This window comes from Coriobacteriaceae bacterium (assembly GCA_025993015.1).
Lineage (GTDB): Bacteria > Actinomycetota > Coriobacteriia > Coriobacteriales > Coriobacteriaceae > Collinsella.
Genome location: DAJPFV010000001.1, coordinates 1,018,613 through 1,037,716, shown reverse-complemented (window position 1 = coordinate 1,037,716; position 19,104 = coordinate 1,018,613). Strand labels below are relative to the sequence as shown.

Annotated in this window: 14 protein-coding genes and 1 tRNA gene; 12 read left to right on the top strand and 3 right to left on the bottom strand. The window is 61.8% G+C overall.

Annotation, left to right across the window (positions count from 1 at the left end):
• Nucleotides 1–18: 18 nt before the first annotated feature.
• Nucleotides 19–1,431 (bottom strand): bifunctional UDP-N-acetylglucosamine diphosphorylase/glucosamine-1-phosphate N-acetyltransferase GlmU, encoded by a 1,413-nt coding sequence (gene glmU / locus OIL77_04405; GenBank protein HJI44660.1) that lies wholly within the window; start codon nucleotides 1,429–1,431, stop codon nucleotides 19–21.
• A gap of 199 nt (nucleotides 1,432–1,630) precedes the next feature.
• On the opposite strand from glmU, the gene OIL77_04400 reads away from it, so the two are divergent.
• The 3 genes from OIL77_04400 to OIL77_04390 are packed head-to-tail and all read left to right on the top strand — an operon-like array spanning nucleotide 1,631 to nucleotide 4,879.
• On the top strand, nucleotides 1,631–2,518 hold the full coding sequence (locus tag OIL77_04400) for an energy-coupling factor transporter transmembrane protein EcfT (protein HJI44659.1): 888 nt from the start codon (nucleotides 1,631–1,633) through the stop codon (nucleotides 2,516–2,518).
• 50 nt (nucleotides 2,519–2,568) lie between these two features.
• Nucleotides 2,569–4,161 carry an ATP-binding cassette domain-containing protein gene (locus OIL77_04395; GenBank protein ID HJI44658.1) on the top strand — a complete coding sequence of 531 codons (1,593 nt, stop codon included), beginning with the start codon at nucleotides 2,569–2,571 and terminating at the stop codon, nucleotides 4,159–4,161.
• A gap of 4 nt (nucleotides 4,162–4,165) precedes the next feature.
• On the top strand, nucleotides 4,166–4,879 hold the full coding sequence (locus tag OIL77_04390; protein ID HJI44657.1) for an ECF transporter S component: 714 nt from the start codon (nucleotides 4,166–4,168) through the stop codon (nucleotides 4,877–4,879).
• Nucleotides 4,880–5,027: 148 nt separating this feature from the next.
• Here the strand turns inward: OIL77_04390 and OIL77_04385 are convergent, their stop codons facing one another.
• A complete protein-coding gene (locus OIL77_04385) occupies nucleotides 5,028–5,846 on the bottom strand; it encodes an exodeoxyribonuclease III (protein ID HJI44656.1) in 819 nt (272 codons plus the stop codon).
• A 113-nt stretch (nucleotides 5,847–5,959) separates the two neighbouring features.
• Here OIL77_04385 and OIL77_04380 point away from each other — a divergent pair, with 113 nt between their 5' ends.
• The 4 genes from OIL77_04380 (at nucleotide 5,960) to OIL77_04365 (ending at nucleotide 10,692) form a co-directional block, all read left to right on the top strand.
• The gene (locus tag OIL77_04380; GenBank protein ID HJI44655.1) at nucleotides 5,960–6,712 is read left to right on the top strand and encodes an NAD-dependent protein deacylase; all 753 of its coding nucleotides are present in this window, start codon (nucleotides 5,960–5,962) and stop codon (nucleotides 6,710–6,712) included.
• Between the two features lie 94 nt (nucleotides 6,713–6,806).
• Nucleotides 6,807–8,543, top strand: coding sequence for a dihydropteroate synthase (folP, locus tag OIL77_04375; GenBank protein HJI44654.1), 1,737 nt, complete (start codon nucleotides 6,807–6,809; stop codon nucleotides 8,541–8,543).
• A complete protein-coding gene (locus tag OIL77_04370) occupies nucleotides 8,544–9,245 on the top strand; it encodes a hypothetical protein (protein HJI44653.1) in 702 nt (233 codons plus the stop codon).
• A 250-nt stretch (nucleotides 9,246–9,495) separates the two neighbouring features.
• Entirely contained in the window at nucleotides 9,496–10,692 is a 1,197-nt protein-coding gene (locus tag OIL77_04365; protein ID HJI44652.1) for an ATP-binding protein, read from the top strand.
• A gap of 85 nt (nucleotides 10,693–10,777) precedes the next feature.
• On the opposite strand, the gene OIL77_04360 is transcribed toward OIL77_04365, so the two are convergent.
• A complete protein-coding gene (locus tag OIL77_04360) occupies nucleotides 10,778–11,572 on the bottom strand; it encodes a type III pantothenate kinase (GenBank protein HJI44651.1) in 795 nt (264 codons plus the stop codon).
• Between the two features lie 175 nt (nucleotides 11,573–11,747).
• Between OIL77_04360 and OIL77_04355 the strand changes: the two genes are divergently transcribed.
• From OIL77_04355 to OIL77_04335, 5 genes are all read left to right on the top strand, one after another.
• Nucleotides 11,748–11,824: transfer RNA gene (locus OIL77_04355), tRNA-Met, on the top strand.
• Nucleotides 11,825–12,021: 197 nt separating this feature from the next.
• Nucleotides 12,022–12,492: an IS200/IS605 family transposase gene (tnpA, locus tag OIL77_04350; protein HJI44650.1), complete on the top strand. Its 471-nt coding sequence runs from the start codon at nucleotides 12,022–12,024 to the stop codon at nucleotides 12,490–12,492.
• 556 nt (nucleotides 12,493–13,048) lie between these two features.
• Nucleotides 13,049–15,079, top strand: coding sequence for an FAD-dependent oxidoreductase (locus OIL77_04345; protein HJI44649.1), 2,031 nt, complete (start codon nucleotides 13,049–13,051; stop codon nucleotides 15,077–15,079).
• 449 nt (nucleotides 15,080–15,528) lie between these two features.
• Nucleotides 15,529–15,924 (top strand): transposase, encoded by a 396-nt coding sequence (locus tag OIL77_04340; protein HJI44648.1) that lies wholly within the window; start codon nucleotides 15,529–15,531, stop codon nucleotides 15,922–15,924.
• A gap of 285 nt (nucleotides 15,925–16,209) precedes the next feature.
• Nucleotides 16,210–19,092: a proton-conducting transporter membrane subunit gene (locus OIL77_04335; protein HJI44647.1), complete on the top strand. Its 2,883-nt coding sequence runs from the start codon at nucleotides 16,210–16,212 to the stop codon at nucleotides 19,090–19,092.
• Nucleotides 19,093–19,104: the final 12 nt, after the last annotated feature.

Here is a 19,104-nt window from a genome sequence, read left to right as displayed (position 1 = left end):
TTTGTGCTTGGTAAAACGTTATACCTCGTCACCCTCGTGCAGACGGCGGCGATAATCGGCGGCCCAGCCCTCAATATTAACCTGACGGGCGCGACCCAGGCCGAGCGCGTCGGCCGGGACCGGCTCGGTGATGACGGAGCCGGCTGCCACGAGCGCGCCGTCGCCGATCTGGGCGGGCGCGACCATCATGGTGTCGGAACCGATGAAGGCGTCGTTGCCGATGACGGTCTTGTGCTTGTGGACGCCGTCGTAGTTGCAGGTGATGGAGCCCGCGCCCACGTTGACGCCGGAGCCCATGGTGGTATCGCCGATGTAGGACAGATGCGGCACCTTGGAGCCCTCGCCGATCGTGGACTTCTTGATCTCCACGTGCGTGCCGGCCTTGGAGCCGTCGAGCATGTGAGTGCCGGGGCGCAGGTAGGCGCGCGGGCCGCAGTCGACGCCGTTCTCGATGACGGCCTCGATGGCGATGGTCTCATCGATGACGCAGCCGCTGCCGACGGTGGTGTCGGTGAGGCGACTGTTGGGGCCGAGCTGGCACTCCTCGCCCACGGTGACGTGGCCAATCAGGTGCGTCTGCGGCCACACGACGGTGTCGCGGCCGATAACGGCATCGGGGCCGATCCAGGCCTGCGTGGGGTCGATGAAGGTAACGCCCTCGGCCATCCAGTGCTCGTTGATGCGGTCGCGCGCGATAGCGGTGAGCTGCGCGAGCTGGATACGGCTGTTGACGCCCAGGCCATCGCGGTAGTCATCGCAGTGGAAGATGGAGACAGCCTGGCCGTGGCTTTTGAGAATCTCGAGCATGTCGGGCAGGTAGTACTCGGATTGCGCGTTGTCGTTGCCGATCTCGTTAATGTGGGCGGCGAGCTGCGCGCCGTCGAAGGCGTAGCAGCCGGCGTTGCACTCGAGCAGCGTGGCGGCCTGCTCGGGCGTGCAGTCCTTCTGCTCGATGATGCGCTCGATCTGACCATCGGCGCCCAGCTTGATGCGGCCGTAGCCGAAGGGATCGGGCGGGGTCATGGTCATGACGGTGCAGGCGAGCTCGCCGGTGGCGACGGTCTGCGCGAACTTGGCGACGGTGTCGGCGGTGATGAGCGGCAGGTCGCCGTTGAGCACGACGACCGGGCCCTGCGTGATGCCGCAGGCCTCGAGCGTGACCTTTACGGCGTGGCCGGTGCCCAGGCGCTCGGTCTGCTCGACACATTCGACCTTGGTGGCGCTGTTGGCGTAGGCGCCGTCGATGAGGGCGCGCATCTCGTCGGCGTGGCTGCCGATGACGACCACGACACGGCTGCAGCCGGCCTTGATGGTGGCGTCGACGATCCACTGAACCATGGGCTTGCCTAGGATCTTGTGCGAAACCTTGCAGTGGTTCGACTTCATGCGGGTGCCCTCGCCGGCAGCGAGGATAATTGCGGTTGCGTCCATGTGATCTCCTGTTACGTTATAGAGACGTGTGTTTGGAAACGATACACGGCGCAATATGATACCGCAGGCATATGACGAGCGCGTAACGATTGGTTTGCGGCGGTTGAGGCTTGCGCCGCCGGCGTGGCGTTTGCGCTGCTTGCGTGCGGCGTTGGCGGTGCTGCGGAGCTGTCGTTTGAGCGAGGGGACGGGGGTACCCGTGGACAACATACGAGAGGGGTTTGGCGGCGAGCCCGTCGCGGCATTCTCGATGTCGCATCCGGCTGTGCCGGCACTCTATATAGTGCTGACGCTGGGGCTCACTATGTTCTCGATGCAGCCGGTACTGATTGCGCTGTCACTTGCGGGCGGGCTGGCGTATGGATTTGCGACGCGCGGGGCTGCCCGTACGTTGGGCGCACTTCGCTGGCAGCTGCCGGTGATTTTGATTATCGCGCTGGTCAACCCGCTATTTAGCGCCTCAGGCTCGACGGAGCTGTTCCGCATCGGCATGCGCGCGGTGTATTTGGAGAGCATGGTGTACGGCCTGTGCATGGGCGGGCTGTTTGTGGCGAGCGTGTTGTGGTTTGAGGCCGCGGCGTCGATGCTCGAATACGACAAGGTGCTCGCGCTGCTGGGCAATGCCGCACCGGTGATTGCGCTCATGATCTCGATGTGCATGAGGCTTATCCCGCAGTTTTTGCGCCGTGGTCGTACGGTGTTGGCGGTGCAGGATGCGATTGATGTGCCGGGCCGCGCGCCGGCCGACCCCGTGCGTTCGCGCTTGCGGGCATCGAGTGTGTTGATGGGCTGGGGCATGGAAGATTCGCTGGAGTGCGCGGACGCGATGCGCTCGCGCGGGTGGGGTGCCGCGACGCGTCGTACGACGTATGCGCGGTATCGACTGGGGCGCAGCGACGTTGCCGCGCTGGTTGGGCTTGCGTTGTTTGGCGTGGCCACGGCGGCAGTGGCGTGGACCGCGACGACGCAGTATTCGTTTTATCCGCAGCTCTCGGTGCCGGCGCCGTGGCCGGGCTATGTCGTGTACGCTGCCTGGATGGTGCTGCCTTGTGCGTTGCATGCGATTGATGAGAAGAGGTTTGGCTGATGGCTCGGTTGGATAGGGGCCCGGTGTCGGGCGCGGCGTGCGGCCCGGATATGCCGGCGATTGAGGTGCGGAGCCTGAGCTTTGCCTACCCCGATGCTGATGCTGCGGTGCTCGAGGGGCTCGACTGGTCTGTTTCCCAAGGTGCATTTGCGCTGCTTGTTGGCGGTACCGGATCGGGTAAGTCGACGCTGCTGTCGCTGCTCAAACCCGAGATCGCTCCGGCGGGCGAGCGCACTGGCGAACTGCGCGTGCTGGGCGAGAACGTCGCCGACATGGATGTGCGGGCATCGGCGGAGCGCGTGGGCTATGTGTTCCAGGATCCCGAGAACCAGATCGTGTGCGAAACCGTGTGGCACGAGATGGCGTTTGGCCTGGAAAACTTGGGGCTAGCGCGTGATGAGATGCGCCGTCGCGTAGCTGAGACCAGCTATTTCTTTGGGCTGGAAGACTGGCTTCACCGCGATACTGACACGCTTTCGGGCGGTCGCAAACAGCTGCTGTCGCTTGCCGCCGTCCTGGCGCTGCGTCCGCGTGTGCTGCTGCTCGACGAGCCCACGTCTCAGCTCGATCCCGTTGTCGAGAAGAATTTCCTGCACGCGCTGTTTCGTGTGAATCGCGAGCTGGGCTGCACGGTTGTTGTGGCGACGCATCAGCCGCGCCCAATGCTCGAATACGCGACGTGTGCGTACCGGATTGAGGACGGTCGCGTGCGCGAGGTGGCGGATATGGCTTCTTTGGGACGCCGAGAATCGCTGGTTTCCGATGATATGTTGGGGTGGGGTGCCATCCGATGTGCAAAAAAAGGAGTATTCAGCAGGCGTGAGGACAATTTGGGCTCTCTGGAGCCGCCCGGGGACGTATCGAGCGCGAAAAAAAGTTCGGAATTGGACAAATCGTCCGAATTTGTGGCGCAAACGTCGCTCGAGAACGGCTCGGAAGCCTTCCCGCGCACGGATGGAAGCAGAATACTCCAAAAAATGCACGCTGGGTCGGCTACCACCCTGGCAGGGAGCTGGTTTCGCTACGATCGCGCGGGCGGTTGGGTGCTGCGCGGGCTCGATGCGTCGTTTTCGGCTGGCGCGGTGCATGCGGTTGTGGGCGGTAACGGCTGCGGCAAGTCGACAATGCTTTCGGTGCTGGCGAAGACCGCCAAGCTGCAGCGCGGCCGCATGGTGCGCAGGGCGGCCTCGGCGGCGCTGCTGCCTCAGAATCCCAAGGCCCTGCTGGTCGCCGAGACAGTGCACGACGAGCTGATGGAATGGGCTTCGACCTGCGGATATGACGAGGCTGTGGCGCGGGAGCGCGCGGCGCAGCTGGGATTGGACGGCCTGGATGCGCGCCATCCGTACGATCTTTCGGGTGGTCAGCGTCAGCTGCTCGCGTTGGCAAAGCTGCTGTTGATTGGTCCGGAGCTGTTGCTGCTCGACGAGCCCGCGAAGGGGCTGGACCTGACGAGCCGCCGCATTATCGCTCGCGCCCTATGCGAGCATGCGCAAGCCGGCGGCACCGTCATCATGGCCACGCACGACTTGGACTTCGCCGAGCAGGTTGCCGACGACGTTGCCATGATGTTCGACGGCGAAATTGCTTGCATGGAGCCGCCGGCAGATTTCTTTGCCGACAACGTGTTTTATAGGGCGTGATGGAATGGCGGATTATCGCGGCTCGCGCCTACTTGTAAAACTGGAGATTCCGCTGTTGTTGGCGGTGCCGGCGGTAATGGCCGCAGCATTGCTGGCGGGCATTGAGCAGGCAGCACTTGCCATGCTGATTGTGGTGGCGCTCGTGCTCGCGCTGTTCTTTGCAGGCTACGAGGCGTCGCGACCGGGCCTGCGCCAGATTATGCCCACGCTAGTGTTGGCGGCGCTGGCTGCGGCGGGCCGCATCTTGTTCGGCCCCATTCCCGACTTTAAACCCGTGAGCGCCATCGCCATCATCGCCGGGGCGACGCTCGAGCGTCGCAACGGCTTCATGGTCGGCGCGTTGGCAGCACTGACCAGCAATTTCTTTTTTGGGCAGGGCATGTGGACGCCATGGCAGATGTATGCCTGGGGGCTCGTGGGATACGTTGGCGGTGCGCTGGCGCATGCCGGTGCGTTCGACCGTGCGGATGGAACCGTGCGCATGCCGGCGCTGATGGCGTACGGCTTTGCTTCGGGTCTGCTGTACGGCGTGGTGATCAACGCGTACGACATTATCGGTTTTGTACAGCCGCTTACTTGGGCGGGTGCCGTGGCGCGTCTTGCCACTGCCGTACCGTTCGATATTACGCACGGCCTTGCGACCTGCGTGTTTTTGGCCGCCTTGTACAAGCCTTGGTGTCGTCGCATTAACCGTGTCGTCGTGAAATACGGACTGTAGGGCATTTCGCGTTCCCACACGAACTTGCGGTGGAATAGTTCTCGTTTTTGGCTATTTGCTGCCCAAACAGGAACTATTCCACCGCAACTTATAGGGGGAGAGGGGTCACATGATCTGCTTTCCTCTGTCCCCCAGGAATTACTTGGCGCTAGAGCTCTAGCGTGAGGGTGACAGGGCAGTGGTCGCTGCCGAAGATGTCGCCACGGATACCGGTGTCGCGTACGTTGTCGGCGATTGCGTCGCTTACCAGGAAGTAGTCGATGCGCCAGCCGGCGTTGTTCTTGCGGGCATTAAAGCGATAGCTCCACCAGCTGTAGACGCCCTCGACGTCCGGGTTTGCCGCACGCCAGGTATCGGTAAACCCGGCATTGAGCAGCTCGGTAAACTTGCCGCGCTCCTCGTCCGAAAAGCCTGCGTTGCCGCGGTTGGACTTGGGGTTCTTAAGGTCGATCTCCTCGTGCGCTACGTTAAAGTCGCCGCAGGTCACCACGGGCTTGCCGGTCTCGTGCTCGAGCGCGTTCAAAAAGCCGCGGTAGGCGTCGTCCCAGGCCATGCGAACGTCGATGCGGGCGAGTTCGTTTTGAGCGTTGGGCGTGTAGACGTCCACAAACCAGAACTTGTTGAATTCGAGCGCGCAGACGCGACCCTCAGTCGCGGCCTGGGCGACGAGCTCGGCAGCCTCGCCTTCGCCGGCATAGGGCAGCAGTGCATCGGCGTTCAACACGCGCAGCGGTTCCTGGCGGCTAAAGACCGCGGTGCCCGAGTAGCCCTTGCGCTCGGCGTAGCTCCAGGTTTGGTGATAGCCAGGCAGGTCGACCTGCACCTGGCCTTCCTGCAGCTTAGTCTCCTGCAGCGCCAGGATATCGACGTCGAGCTCCTGCGCGATCTGAATAAAGCTCGGGTCCTTTTTGAGCACGGCGCGCAGGCCGTTAACGTTCCACGAAGCAAAGGTATAAGTCTGAGGCATGGTGTCCTTTCGACGGGGTTGGCAGGCTTAAGATTAACGCAACAAGAGCGGGGCGGAGTCCGCGAGCGACGGTGTGAACGTCGCCGCTCCGGCGACACGGACGGAGGACACATATGACGCAGGCAATATCGGATCCCAAGCAGGCCTCCGCCGCGCTGGAGGAGCTGTTCGACACCCATAATCACGTGGTGTTTTTTGGCGGCGCGGGCGTTTCCACGGCAAGCGGCATTCCTGATTTCCGCAGCGTAGACGGCCTATATCACCAGCAGTTTGCCTATCCTCCCGAGACCATGCTCTCGCACAGCTTCTACGAGACGCATCCGGCCGAGTTTTTCGACTTCTACCGCACCAAGATGATCGCGCTTGGCGCCAAGCCCAACCGCTGCCACACTAAACTGGCCGAGCTGGAGCGCGCCGGCAAGCTCGATGCCGTGGTGACGCAGAACATCGACGGTCTGCACCAGGCAGCCGGTTCGCAGCGCGTGTTCGAGCTGCACGGCTCGGTTCATCGCAACATTTGCCAAGCGTGCGGTGCGGTCTATAGCGCCGAATGGATTTGCGCTCGCGAGCACGAGGACGCCGAGGGCGCGCCTGTGTGTCCCGCATGCGGAGGCCGCATCAAGCCCGATGTGGTGCTCTACGAAGAGCCGCTCGACGAGCGCGTGCTCACCGGCGCCGATGCCGCTATTGCCGCGGCCGACGCCCTCATCGTGGGCGGAACCTCGCTCGTGGTGTACCCGGCGGCGGGCCTCACGCGCTACTTTACCGGCGATACGCTGGCCATTTGCAATCTGGTGCCCACCGATCAGGATGCAAATGCCGACCTGCTGATTTCTTGCGACATCGCGGCCGCGTTTGCGTTCTAGCCCGCGTGCGCGGATACAATAGAAAGACTGATTGCAAAGCGACCCCGCCGCCAGCGCCCGAGCGCGGCGGCGTGGGCATTTTAGGAGGATGTTCATGGCGAACGACAGCAAGACATGGCGGTGCGGAAAGTACGAGCTCAGCTTTGACCGTCCGCGCATCATGGGCGTCCTCAACGTGACGCCCGATTCGTTTAGCGATGGCGGCGAGCACTTCGATCCGGATGCCGCGATTGAGTACGGCTTGGCGATGCTCGACGCCGGTGCCGACATCATCGACGTGGGCGGCGAGTCCACGCGTCCCGGCTTTACCCCGGTCAACCCCGACGAGGAAGCCCGCCGCGTGCTGCCCGTGGTGCGCGCACTGGCCAAGGAGGGCGCCATCGTCTCGATTGACACGCGTCATGTGGCGGTTGCCAAGGCGGCCGTGCGCTGCGGAGCCTCGATCGTCAACGATGTGACGGGTTTCACCGATCCCAAGATGATTGAGTTTGTTAAGACGAGCACTTGCGGCGTCATCGTGATGCATGCCGGCGAGGTTGCCGCGCCTGCGCGCACGCATGCGACGGTGCAGCTCGATACCTCGGCCGCGGCGTTTGTTGCCGAGAAGGCACGCGAGGCGGCTGCCGAGGCTGCGCGCGAGGCCGAGAAGCCGGCCCGCCGTCGTCGTGGCAAGTTGTTGGGCGAACCCAAGGCGGAGGCCAAACTCCCGGGCGGTGTGGTACAGCCCTCGCTGCCGTTTGGCGAACCGGAGCCCGCGCCCGAGCCCGCAGCCGAACAGGAGACGCCGGCCGCCGAGCAGACTGCTGCCGCTGCGACCGCCGCGCCCGAGGCCGCACCTGCACCCGCCGAGCCCACGCCGGAACCCAGCGACCACCTGGCCGCCATGATGCGCCGCAGCGCCCGCCGCGAGGAGGCGTATGTGCCCACCTCACAGCTCCGCCGCTTCACCCTGCCCGATTCGGCGCCCATCATGCGCCGCGTCATGGGCTTTCTGTCCGACCAAGCCCGCACGCTCATCCATGCCGGCGTGTCGCGCGACCGCATCTGCATCGATCCCGGCCCAGGCTTTGGCAAGTCGGCTAACGAGGACATCGTCATTCAGCGCGAGACCGCCAAGATGGCGTCGCTGGGCTATCCGCTCATGTGCGCCGTGTCGCGCAAGCGCTTTGTGGGCGCCGTTTCGGGCGTGACCGAGGCCGCTGAGCGCGATGCCGCCACGTTTGGCGTGTGCCTGGGCGCCATCCAGGCCGGTGCCAACATCGTGCGCGTGCACGATGTTGCCGGCTTTGCGCAGTTCTTGAACGGTTATTGGGCCGTCGCCAAGCCGCAGCCGCGCCGCGCGTTTGTGGCCGTGGGCTCCAATCTGGGTCACCGCTGCGACAACATCCGCGCCGCGCGCGACATGATTGCCGAGATCCCGCTCACCTGTGTGTCCAACTGCTCGCGCATCTACGAGAGCGAGCCGGCCTACGAGACGCGCCAGGACGCGTTTGCCAACGCCGTCATCGAGATCAAGACCGAGTTGGCGCCGCTGGTGCTGCTCGACGAGCTCATGAAGATCGAGGCCGAGCTGGGCCGAGACCGTTCCAAAAAGGCCAAGGCCAACGGTCCGCGAACCATCGACCTGGACCTGCTGTGGATGGACGGCGAGACCCACGGCGGCAAGAAGCTGCGCCTGCCGCATCCGCTCATTGGCGAGCGCGACTTTGTGCTGGTGCCGCTCGAGGACCTGATGCACGACCCGGCGCGATTCTTCCGTTACAACGGCGTCGAGGTCAAGGAGCCCGAGGATCGCGTGGGCCATATCGTGGGCGAATTGGGGCGTATGTAGATGATTGAGATGAGTGCTGTTGCCGCCGGCACCGAGTTGGACGTCGCACGTAATGCGGGTCGTGAGGGCGTGTCCGCGGGCTGGTGCGCGTGGAGCGCGGGCGATGCTTCGCTGACGTTTTCGCTGGTCGTGCGCCCCGATGTGAACATGCATGCGTTCCACGGCCTGCCGTTTGTGGCCGCGATGGGCATGATGGATGCGCTCGCGGGCACGGCCGCAACGCCGGGCCTGGGGCTTGCCGGCAAGGTGGGTATCCAGTGGCCGAGCGACATCGTGTGCGGCGCGCCCGCATTTGAGACGTCGCTCGCGCGTGTCGCCGTCAACGGCGGTGCAGGTGCCGCGGGCATGTTTGCCGCGGTGACGGTGGATATTGAGCGCGCGGCGTTGAGTGGGCTTGGCGTTGATATGGCAGACGAGGCACTGGTCGAGGCGCTGGCCGCCGCGGTGCTCGCCCGCGTGGACGCCTGGGCGGTTGTCGCCAACACGCCACAGGGAGCTGCCGGCCCGCTGGCTCCGGTGCTGGGTGACTACTTCGACATGGTGCCGCTGCTGGGTCGTCAGGTCGCGGCGGTGTCGCCCAACGGCTTGCCGCTCGCGGTGGGCGTGTTCGCAGGCCTGGATATTTGGGGTCGCGCGACCATAAAGACCGACGCCGGCGAGCAGGAGTTTCCGCCCGAGGCCGTACGGATTCGCGGACTGTAACGCGAGGCGCCCGCGCTCAAAGATAGCGATGACAACAAGACCCTCCTCGGCTGTGCCGGGGAGGGTCTTGTTGTCTGGGGAATGGGTTGTCAGCACCCTATTCCTCAAAATTGAAAATATTTCGATTTTGAGGAATAGAATTAAGCCAGCTCGGCCTTTAACGAGGTATATTCGTTGCAGAGTCTATTCCTCAAAACTGAATAATTTTCGTTTTTGAGGAATAGCGATAGAAGACCGCAGGGAGGCACCAATGAAACTCATCAATAGAACGTCATATATGGACACGTTGACGAGCCTTATTGGCGTACCGGACATCAAGGTCATAACGGGCATTCGCCGTAGCGGTAAGTCAAAATTGCTCGAGGCCCTCCGCGATTACGTGGAGGCAAATCTGTCCAATTCGAATGTCATCCATATCAATTACAACCTCGACGAGTTCGAGGGCCTGCTCGAATATCATGCCCTGCTCGCCTATGTGAAAGAGCATCGAGTGTCCGACAAGCAAAACTTCCTGCTTATCGACGAGGTTCAGATGTGCGACGGCTTTGAACGCGCGATCAACAGCCTCCATGCATCCGAGCAGTACGACATCTTCATCACCGGATCGAACGCCTTTTTGCTGTCGAGCGATCTGTCGACGCTCTTTACGGGGCGCACGTTCGAGATCGAGGTTTTCCCATTCTCGTTTGAGGAGTATCGCTTCTATAGTGACGAGGGCGAGGTCGATCGCGACTTCGATGAGTACGCGAGAACCGGCGGTATGTCCGGCTCTTACCCTTATCCACTGCAGGAGCAGCGCTACCAATATCTCTCCAATGTCTTCAAAACGCTCATCGTGAGGGATATCGTGCAGCGGCATAACGTGAGAAACGAATCGGCACTGCTGCGCATTGCCGATTACATGATGGACAACGTCTCCAACATAACGTCGGCACGCAACATTACAGATGTTTTGAATGCGGATGGGCTAAAGATTACGAACAAGACGGTCGGCACGTACATGGGGTACCTGTGCGATGCGTTTGCCTTCTATAAAGTTCGTCGGTACGACATTCGCGGCAAAAAATACCTTAAGAGCGGCGAGAAGTATTACCTGGCAGACCACGCGTTCAAATACGCACTGCTTGGTACACGTGATATGGATTGGGGACGCGTATACGAGAACATGGTGGCCATCGAGCTGCTGCGCCGCGGATACGAGGTATACGTCGGTGTGCTCTATAAAAAGGAAATAGACTTTGTAGCAATCAAGCGAAGCGAGAAGCTCTACATTCAGGTGAGCGACGACATCAGCTCGGATAAGACGTTTGAACGCGAGATTTCGCCACTGCTGAGCATTGGCGATGCGTATCCCAAGATGATTCTTGCCCGCACGCATCACGAGGCCACGGATCGCGATGGGGTGCAGATCGTGGACCTGGCGAGGTGGTTGTGCGGCGAGGCTTAGCAAAAAATCCTATTCCTCAAAACTGAAAAATTTTCGATTTTGAGGAATAGGATTGGCGGCTGGTTGCTGCGACCTGGCGTTTACTCTATCCCAGCTCCTGCATGCGGCGGTAGATTTCGCAGATACCCTTGATGGTGAGTTGTCCATCGACCACGTCGAAGGCGTCGGTCGAATCGGCGACGATGCCGGCGAGGCCGCCCGTGGCGATGACGGTGGCGTCATCGCGGCCCAGCTCGCGCTTCATGCGTGCGACCAGGCCCTCAGCCATGGCGGCGGCGCCCGTCACGGCGCCCACCTTGATGCACTCCTCGGTATCGCGGCCGATGGCATGCTCGGGCGCCTCGAGCGGCACGCTGGCGAGCTTGGCGGCACGGGCGGCAAGCGCGTCCATGGAGATGCGGATGCCCGGCGCGATCGCTCCGCCAATGTAATAGCCGTCCTTGTCGATGACATCGATATTGGTTGCAGTGCCAAAGTCCACCACGATCGCCGGCGCGCCGTAGAAGGTCTCGGCCGCGACGGCGTTGGCTATGCGGTCGGCACCCACGGCCTGAGGGCGTGCCGCACGCAGCTTGGTCACGTCGGCAGTCTGCGGCCCGATAACGATGGCGTCTGCCGCGATGCGGTCGGCCACGGCGTGCCATTCGCGCGAGAGCTGCGGCACCACGCCGGCAAAGGCGATCGCGTCGACCGCGTCGAGCGAAAGGCCGTACATTTTAAAGAAACCCATCAGGCGCACATGAATCTCGTCGGCGGTATAAGAGCGGTCGGTGGGCATGCGCCACGACTGCACCAGCTCGTCTCCGTCAAACAGCCCCATGGCCGTCTGCGTGTTTCCCATATCGATAGCGAGCAGCATGTCTACTCCCAGTGTTGGCATAAAAGGACGCGCACCATTGTATACGCGCCGCCGACGGCACTCGGCTGCGATTCGTTTACGGTGATAGGGGCCGAGGGGTTTAAATATGAAGGAATTATGCTCCACGAGATTTTCCTTGCCGTTTACCGAACTCCCGCGTAATATTCTTTCTTGCGCACATGAGGCGCCCAGACATTGCGGGGTGGAGCAGTCTGGTAGCTCGCCGGGCTCATAACCCGGAGGTCGTAGGTTCAAATCCTGCCCCCGCGACCAAGAACTTGCAGCTCGTCGGCCTAGCCGGCGAGCTTTTTTGTTAAAGGCTTTAGCCTGTGCGGGGCGCGCAGCGCGCCGCATCAGAAACCACCCGCTATGCGGGTGGGGCCAAACGGCTTTACAAAGCCGCCCCCTCGCCGGACACTTGCGATTGTTCAGGCCGCAAGGAATCCGAGTCGAGAGGGCGGTGGTGGCGTATGGCCCAGAAGGCCTACAGCCTGTCGCACACGAAGTGGATGTGCAAGTACCACGTCGTGTTCACGCCGAAGTATAGGCGCAAAGTCATCTACAACCAAATAAGGTCCGACCTTGGGGAGATCTTCAGGAAGCTCTGCCAGTACAAGGGGATAGAGATCATCGAGGGGCACCTGATGCCCGACCACGTCCACATGCTGCTGGCGATACCGCCGAAGTACAGCGTATCGAGCGTGATGGGCTACCTGAAGGGGAAGAGCTCGCTGATGATATTCGACAAGCACGCGAACATGAAGTACAAGTTCGGCAACAGGAAGTTCTGGGCCGAGGGCTACTACGTGTCCACGGTCGGCCTGAACGAGGCCACGATCGCGAAGTACATCCGGGAGCAGGAGAAGGCCGACATCGCGCTCGACCGGCTGAGCGTCAAGGAGTACGAGGACCCCTTCGGCAGGGGGCCGGGGCGTAAATAGCGCCGGTTTGACCGGCCCGCCACGGGTCAATCTGCAGTGCGGCCCGAACCCCGTGAGGGCCGGCGCCTTTAGACGCGTGCCGGAAATCCAAGGGTTATACCCTAAGAGCAAACCACCCCTTTTAGGGGTGGTTTTGATTATTCCGGGACCGTGTTTTCGGTCCAATTCTCAGCCTCTCAAACAAAATCTCGATCTGTAACATCTAGACCCGATTTGGGCGGCTAGGTGTTACAGATTGAGATGTTGAGTCCCCGCCTGGACGGTTTGTCTAAATCTGTAACACGAGGGACGGATTTTGCCGAGTTGTTGTTATAGATTGAGATTTTCTAGCAGGCGGGTTTGGTTTGTCTCGATCTGTAACAGTAAGACCCGGTTTTGCCGCGCAACTGTTACAGATTGAGATAAACCGGCGGGCAAACCGACGGGCCGCCCACCCCCATCCACCTGCCGGCACCTGATATTCGCCGATTTCCGTTGTGCCGCTGTACCCCTATGCCATATCCTCTAGACAACTACGCGGCATCATCGCCGCCGCGCCTACAAGAGAGGAATGTCCATGACCGCACCTGCATCCAAGCTGCTTCAGCCCATTACGGTTGGCCCCCTTGAGCTCAAAAACCGCATTATGTTCCCGCCGCTGACCACCGGCTACGAGGAGCGCGACGGTTCCATCGGCGAGCGCAGCCTGGCTTTTTACGAGCGCCTGGCCCGTGGCGGCGTGAGCTACATCGTCATCGGTGACGTTGCCCCCGTCATGACCGCAAGCCCCACGCCCAAGCTGGCGACCGACGCCCAGATCCCCACGTTTAAGGCCCTGGCCGACGTCGTCCACAAGCACGGCGCCAAGGTCGCGCTGCAGCTGTTCCACCCCGAGTACGATGTGCCCGGTGTCGGCCGCATGGTCATGGGATCCATGGCCGCCGCCAAGGCCGCGCAGGAGGCCAAGGCCGCCGGCGACGAGGAGACCTTTGCCGCCAAGATGGCCGAGTCCAACGAGATCCGCAACCAGGCATACGCCAAGCTGCACCACGACATGCAGCACTTTGTGAACGAGGCCAGCGTGGAGCAGCTCACCCAGATCAAGGAGGCCATCGCTGCCTCGGCCGCTCGCGCGCAGCAGGCCGGGATCGATGCCATCGAGGTCCACGGCGACCGTCTGGTGGGTTCGCTGTGCTCGGCCATCCTCAACCATCGCACCGACGAGTACGGCGGCTCGTTCGAGAACCGCGTTCGCTACGCGCTGGAGGTCGTCGCCGCCATTAAGGAGGCCGCGCCGCAGCTGATGGTGGAGTACAAGCTCCCCGTGATCATGGAGAACCCCGACGGCACGCCGCGCGGCAAGGGCGGCCTGCAGCCCGACGAGGCCTGTGAGTTTGCCAAGCTGCTCGAGGGCGCGGGCATCGACATGATCCAGGTCGCGCAGGCCAACCACACCGGCAACATGGGCGACACCATTCCGCCCATGGGCGCCATGCCCTACAACTGGACGCTGCCCGTGGCCGAGCGCGTCAAGGCCCTGGTCTCCGTGCCGGTGGCAACCGTCGGCCGTGTTGTCTCGGTCGAGGCCGGCGAGAAGATTCTGGAAGACGGCGCGGCCGACATCATCGCCTACGGCCGCTCGCTCATGTGCGACCCCGACATTGCGCTGAAGGCCGCCACGGGCGAGCCCATCCGCGAGTGCCTCAACTGCAACAAGGGCTGCGTCGACGCGATTCAAAACCGCAAGTACATCTCGTGCGTGCTCAATGCCGAGAACGGTGACGAGGCGACCGTCGCTATCAAGCCGGGCGAGGGCGACAAGAAGATCGCCGTGGTGGGCGGCGGTATTGCCGGCCTGGAGGCCGCGCGCGTGGCGGCCAAGCGCGGCTACGACGTGACCGTCTACGAGGCGAGCGATCACTTGGGCGGCCAGATTGTGCTGGCGGCTGCGCCTCCGCGCAAGGACGAGATCATGCGCTCGGTTGAGTACTATGAGAAGATTCTGCCTGGCCTAGGCGTGAAGGTCGAGCTCAGCCATGCCGCTACCGCTGAGGACCTCAACGCCGCCGATGCCGCGATTGTGGCTGTGGGCGCGCACGACGTGGTCATCCCCGTTCCGGGCGCCGACTCGGAGAAGGTCGTCTCGAGCTGGGACGTGCTGGCCGGCAAGGTGGAGCTCAGCGGGCGCGTCGCCGTCATTGGCGGTGGCCTGGTGGGCACCGAGACTGCCGAGTACCTGCTACAGCACGGCTGCGAGGTGGCGATCGTCGAGATGCTCGACAAGATTGCCGCGGGCGAGTCCGAGACCATTCTGCCGCTGATTATGAGCGACTTTGCAGAGCACAACGTGGAGCAGCATGTTAAGACCCGCCTGACTGCCATTACCGACGAGGGCGTGGAGGCTGTTCGCACCACCGAGGACGGCGCCGAGGAGCCGGTGAAGATCGTCTGCGATTACGTGGTGATGGCCGTGGGCTCCAAGGCCAACGCGTTTGACCTGGATGGCGTGACGGTGCCCGTGACCTGCGTGGGCGACTGCTCGGGCGAGCGCACCGCCGACATCGCGAGCGCCATTCGCACGGCGTATCACGCGGCCAACGAGCTGTAGTTGAACATCGCGGCCAGGCGGGGCGGTAGCACGGATCCGTCTCGCCCGGCTGTGTCCCGTCGGGTGTCAACCGGTGCGGGGCCTGCAATCGCAGCAGGTCCCGCCCTTTTTGTTTTGCTCCGGTGGATGGCAATGCGCGGTAATCATGAGGAGTGAGGACGTCTACTGCCTTGCAGATCACTCAAAAATATTGGGGGAGGGGTTAATAACTATATCCTCTATACCAAAGGACATAAAGAGATGCCAATTTTGTTGACAAGCGAATGACGATTAGCTGCGAGTCAGCTACCAGCGTAAATAATCGATAAAGAAATGTCGTAATTTGGTGCCAAATGCCCAGATAACGCCGCGTCTATTTTAATTAACTGCTTTGAGCAAACAGTAAAATGCTACTATCTAACTTGCACGTAAGAAAGCAGATTAACGGTTAAGGCTAAGAAGTGGCAGGTATGTCGGAAGCAACTAGGACTCGCACGCATGCGCCCGAGGTTAGGCAGCGCGCCGTCGAGATCCTCCAAGAGGGGGTCGGTCATCGCGCCCTCGCCGCGGAGCTAGGCATTCCCCAGGCCACGGCTCGTCAGTGGGCCCGCGCGTATGCCGTGGGCGGTGCCGACGCCGTTCTCAATGCCGGTTCGCATCATCACACCTACTCGTACGACGTAAAGCTCGCTGTGGTTAAGGACCGTCTGGAAAACGGCTTGACGGTTCGCGAGGCCATGATCAAGCACAAGATTCCCAGCGAGTCTTCGGTCAAGGCTTGGTGCCGTCAGTACCGCGAGAGCGGTGAGGCCGCACTGGTCGATAAGCCGCGCGGTCGCAAGCCGCGCGTTAAAAAGGCGGAATAGCAAACGGGATGGTGCGCCCACAGGGGCGCATTTTTCTTGCCGCGCCAACTTTTTGGACCGGCGCGAGCCTGTCGGGACATTCTCCAAAGTGGCCAATAAACTGCGCGCAGTGGCCCGCGTGCCTGTCGCTGCGATAGGGGAGCGTCGCCCCACTGCTCCAAAGCGGACGTGCCCTTACCCCGTACGCCTAAAACTCCCCAGTTGACCGAAAACCTGCCGCCGCTGCTCCTCAATTGAGCTATAACGTTAAACAATTGCAGCGTTTTTGCATGGGGGAGTGATGGTATGACGCTACTGTATTTCCTTACCCTGTTTCCGCTGGTACCGGCGCTGGGCATGCTGCTCGCGCGCGGTGACCGCGCCCGCGATGCGGTGGGGCTTGTAGGCTCCGGCATTATTATGGCGGTGACAGTTGTAGTCGCCGTCTTGTTTTTTGGCACGGGTCCGCAGAGCTTTGAGGTTGCCCCCGGCACCTCGCATGTGCTCTCGATCATCAGCTCCGCCATCGATGCCATCCTGTGCGCCGTCATCCTGTACAACGCGTATAAATATAGGAACGCGCTCACCACGGTGCTCGGCATAGTCCAGCTGGTGGGCTCGCTCGCCTTTGCAGCCATGACGCTGCCCGCGGCCGAAGCCGTCACGGCGACGCCGCTCTACCTGGACTACATGAGCGTGATCATGGTCCTCGCCGTCGGCATTGTCGGCAGCCTAATCTGCGTGTATGCCCTGGGCTACATGAAGGACTTCCAGGCTCATGACGAGCACGAGGCCGCGCTGCGCGGGCAGACCGCGCCCGACCGTCGCCCGCAGTTCCTGGCGCTTATGTTCCTGTTCCTCTCGGCCATGTTCGTCATCGTGACGAGCGATAACCTTGAGTGGCTGTTCTGCGGCTGGGAAATCACCACTGTGTGCTCGTTCCTCATGATTGGCTACACGCGCACGCCCGAGGCCATCAAGAACGCCTTCACCCAGATCATCCTTAACATGCTGGGCGGCATCGCGTTTTTGGCCGGACTCATGTTCCTGCACGTTAACGGTATGCCGTTGACCATCTCGGGCATGATCGAGCTTTCCGGCGCCGGAACCGTGCAATCCGCGCTACTGGTGATGCCGGTCATCCTGCTGTCGCTCGCCGCACTCACCAAGGCCGCACAGATGCCGTTCCACACTTGGCTGTTGGGCGCCATGGTTGCCCCCACGCCCACGAGCGCCCTGCTGCACTCGTCAACCATGGTCAAAGCTGGCGTGTTCTTAATGGTCAAGCTGAGCCCGCTCTATGCCATCTATCCCGTGACCGGCTTTATGGTTACGAGTGTGGGTGCCATCACGTTTTTGCTCGCTGCCCTCATGGCCATCTCGCAGAGCAATGCCAAGCGCGTGCTCGCGTTCTCCACCATTTCCAACCTGGGCCTCATCAGTGCCTGCTTGGGTGTCGGCGCGCCCGAGGCCGTCTGGGCGGCCATCTTCCTGATCCTGTTCCACACGGTGGCAAAGTCGCTGCTGTTCCTGTGCGTGGGCACGGCCGAGCATCATATCGGCAGCCGTAATATCGAGGACATGGACGGTATGTTCAGCCGCATGCCGCACCTGACGCGCCTGATGATGCTGGGCATCATGGGCATGTTCGTGGCGCCGTTTGGCATGCTCGTGTCCAAGTGGGGCGCCCTGGTGGCGTTTGCGCAGACCGGCAACGTGCTCATGATCATGGTGCTTGCCTTTGGCTCTGCCGCGACGTTCTTCTTCTGGGGCAAGTGGCTTGCCAAGCTTTCGGGCGTCGACCCCACGGCTCAAAACGTTGAGGTCAATGTCCATAAGACCGAATGGATGGCGCTCAACACCATCGCCGCGCTGCTGATTCTGTGCTGCGTGGCGTTCCCGCTCATCTCGAGCGGTTTGGTGTCGCCTTACTTGGCCATGGTGTTTGGCCGTGTGCCGTACGTTATTGGCAAGGACGCCATGTATCTGATGGTGGTTATCGTGGCTTTTATTGCCGTGGTGTTGCTGACTTCATTCCGCGTGAGCAACAAACCGCATGTAAACGTATATCTTTCGGGTGTGGGAACCGACAAATATCGCCATTTCCGCGGCTCGATGGGACACGAGGTAAAGGCCGAAAAGCGCAATTGGTACTCGGAGGACGCCCTTGGCGAGAAGCGTATTGGCCCCGCGGGTAGCGTCGTGTGCTGCAGCATTATCTTGTTTGCGCTGCTGTGTTGCGCATGGATTGGGCCCGAGAGACTTGCCATGAGTGCGCCCTCGGTGCTGCGCGGCAAGTATTTTGAAGGTTCGGGTGTCGTGGGCATTTTTATTGGCACCGTGGCGTTTGCCCTGCTGGCGCCGCTTGTGGGTGGCATGATCGACGGCATCGACCGCAAGCTGTCCGCCCGCATGCAGGGCCGCGTGGGCCCGCGCCTGCTGCAGCCCTTCTACGACGTTGCCAAGCTGCTGCGCAAGGCCCCCGCCAGCGTAAACACCATGGACGATACCTATATGGCGTGCGCGCTCATCTTTACCGTGGTGGGCGGCGGCATCTTTGTGTCGGGCTCTAACACGCTACTGTGCGCTTTTATGGTGACGCTCGCCGCGATCTTTGTGGTGCTGGCGTCCGCCTCGACGCAAAGCCCGTTTGCCCAGGTTGGCGCCGATCGTGAGTTACTGCAGGTTATGAGTTACGAGCCCGCCGTTTTGCTGATGAGCGTGGGCCTGTACCTTGCCACCGACAGCTTTGATTCCATCGCCGTGACGGGGCAGTCGGTCCCCATCATCGTGTACAGCGCGCCCATTTTCCTCGCGCTGCTCGCGGTGCTCACCATCAAGCTGCGCAAGTCGCCGTTTGACCTTTCGTACTCGCATCATGCGCATCAGGAGATCGTCCAGGGCGTCGCCACCGAGATGAGCGGCGGCACGCTGGCCAAGATGACCCTTATGCACTGGTGCGAGACCGTGCTGTTTTTGATGTGGGTGGGCATGTTCTTTGTTTGGGACAACCCCGTGAGCTGGGTTGTAGCCCTGGTCGTGATGGCCGCGACGTATTTTGTCGAGGTCCTGATCGACAACACCTTCGCACGCAGCACCTGGCGCAGCTGCTTTAGGCTCGGATGGGGCGTGGCGCTGGTGTTTGGCCTGCTCAACCTTATGCCCATCCTCGTCGACGTGTTTATTTAGGAGGCGGCATCC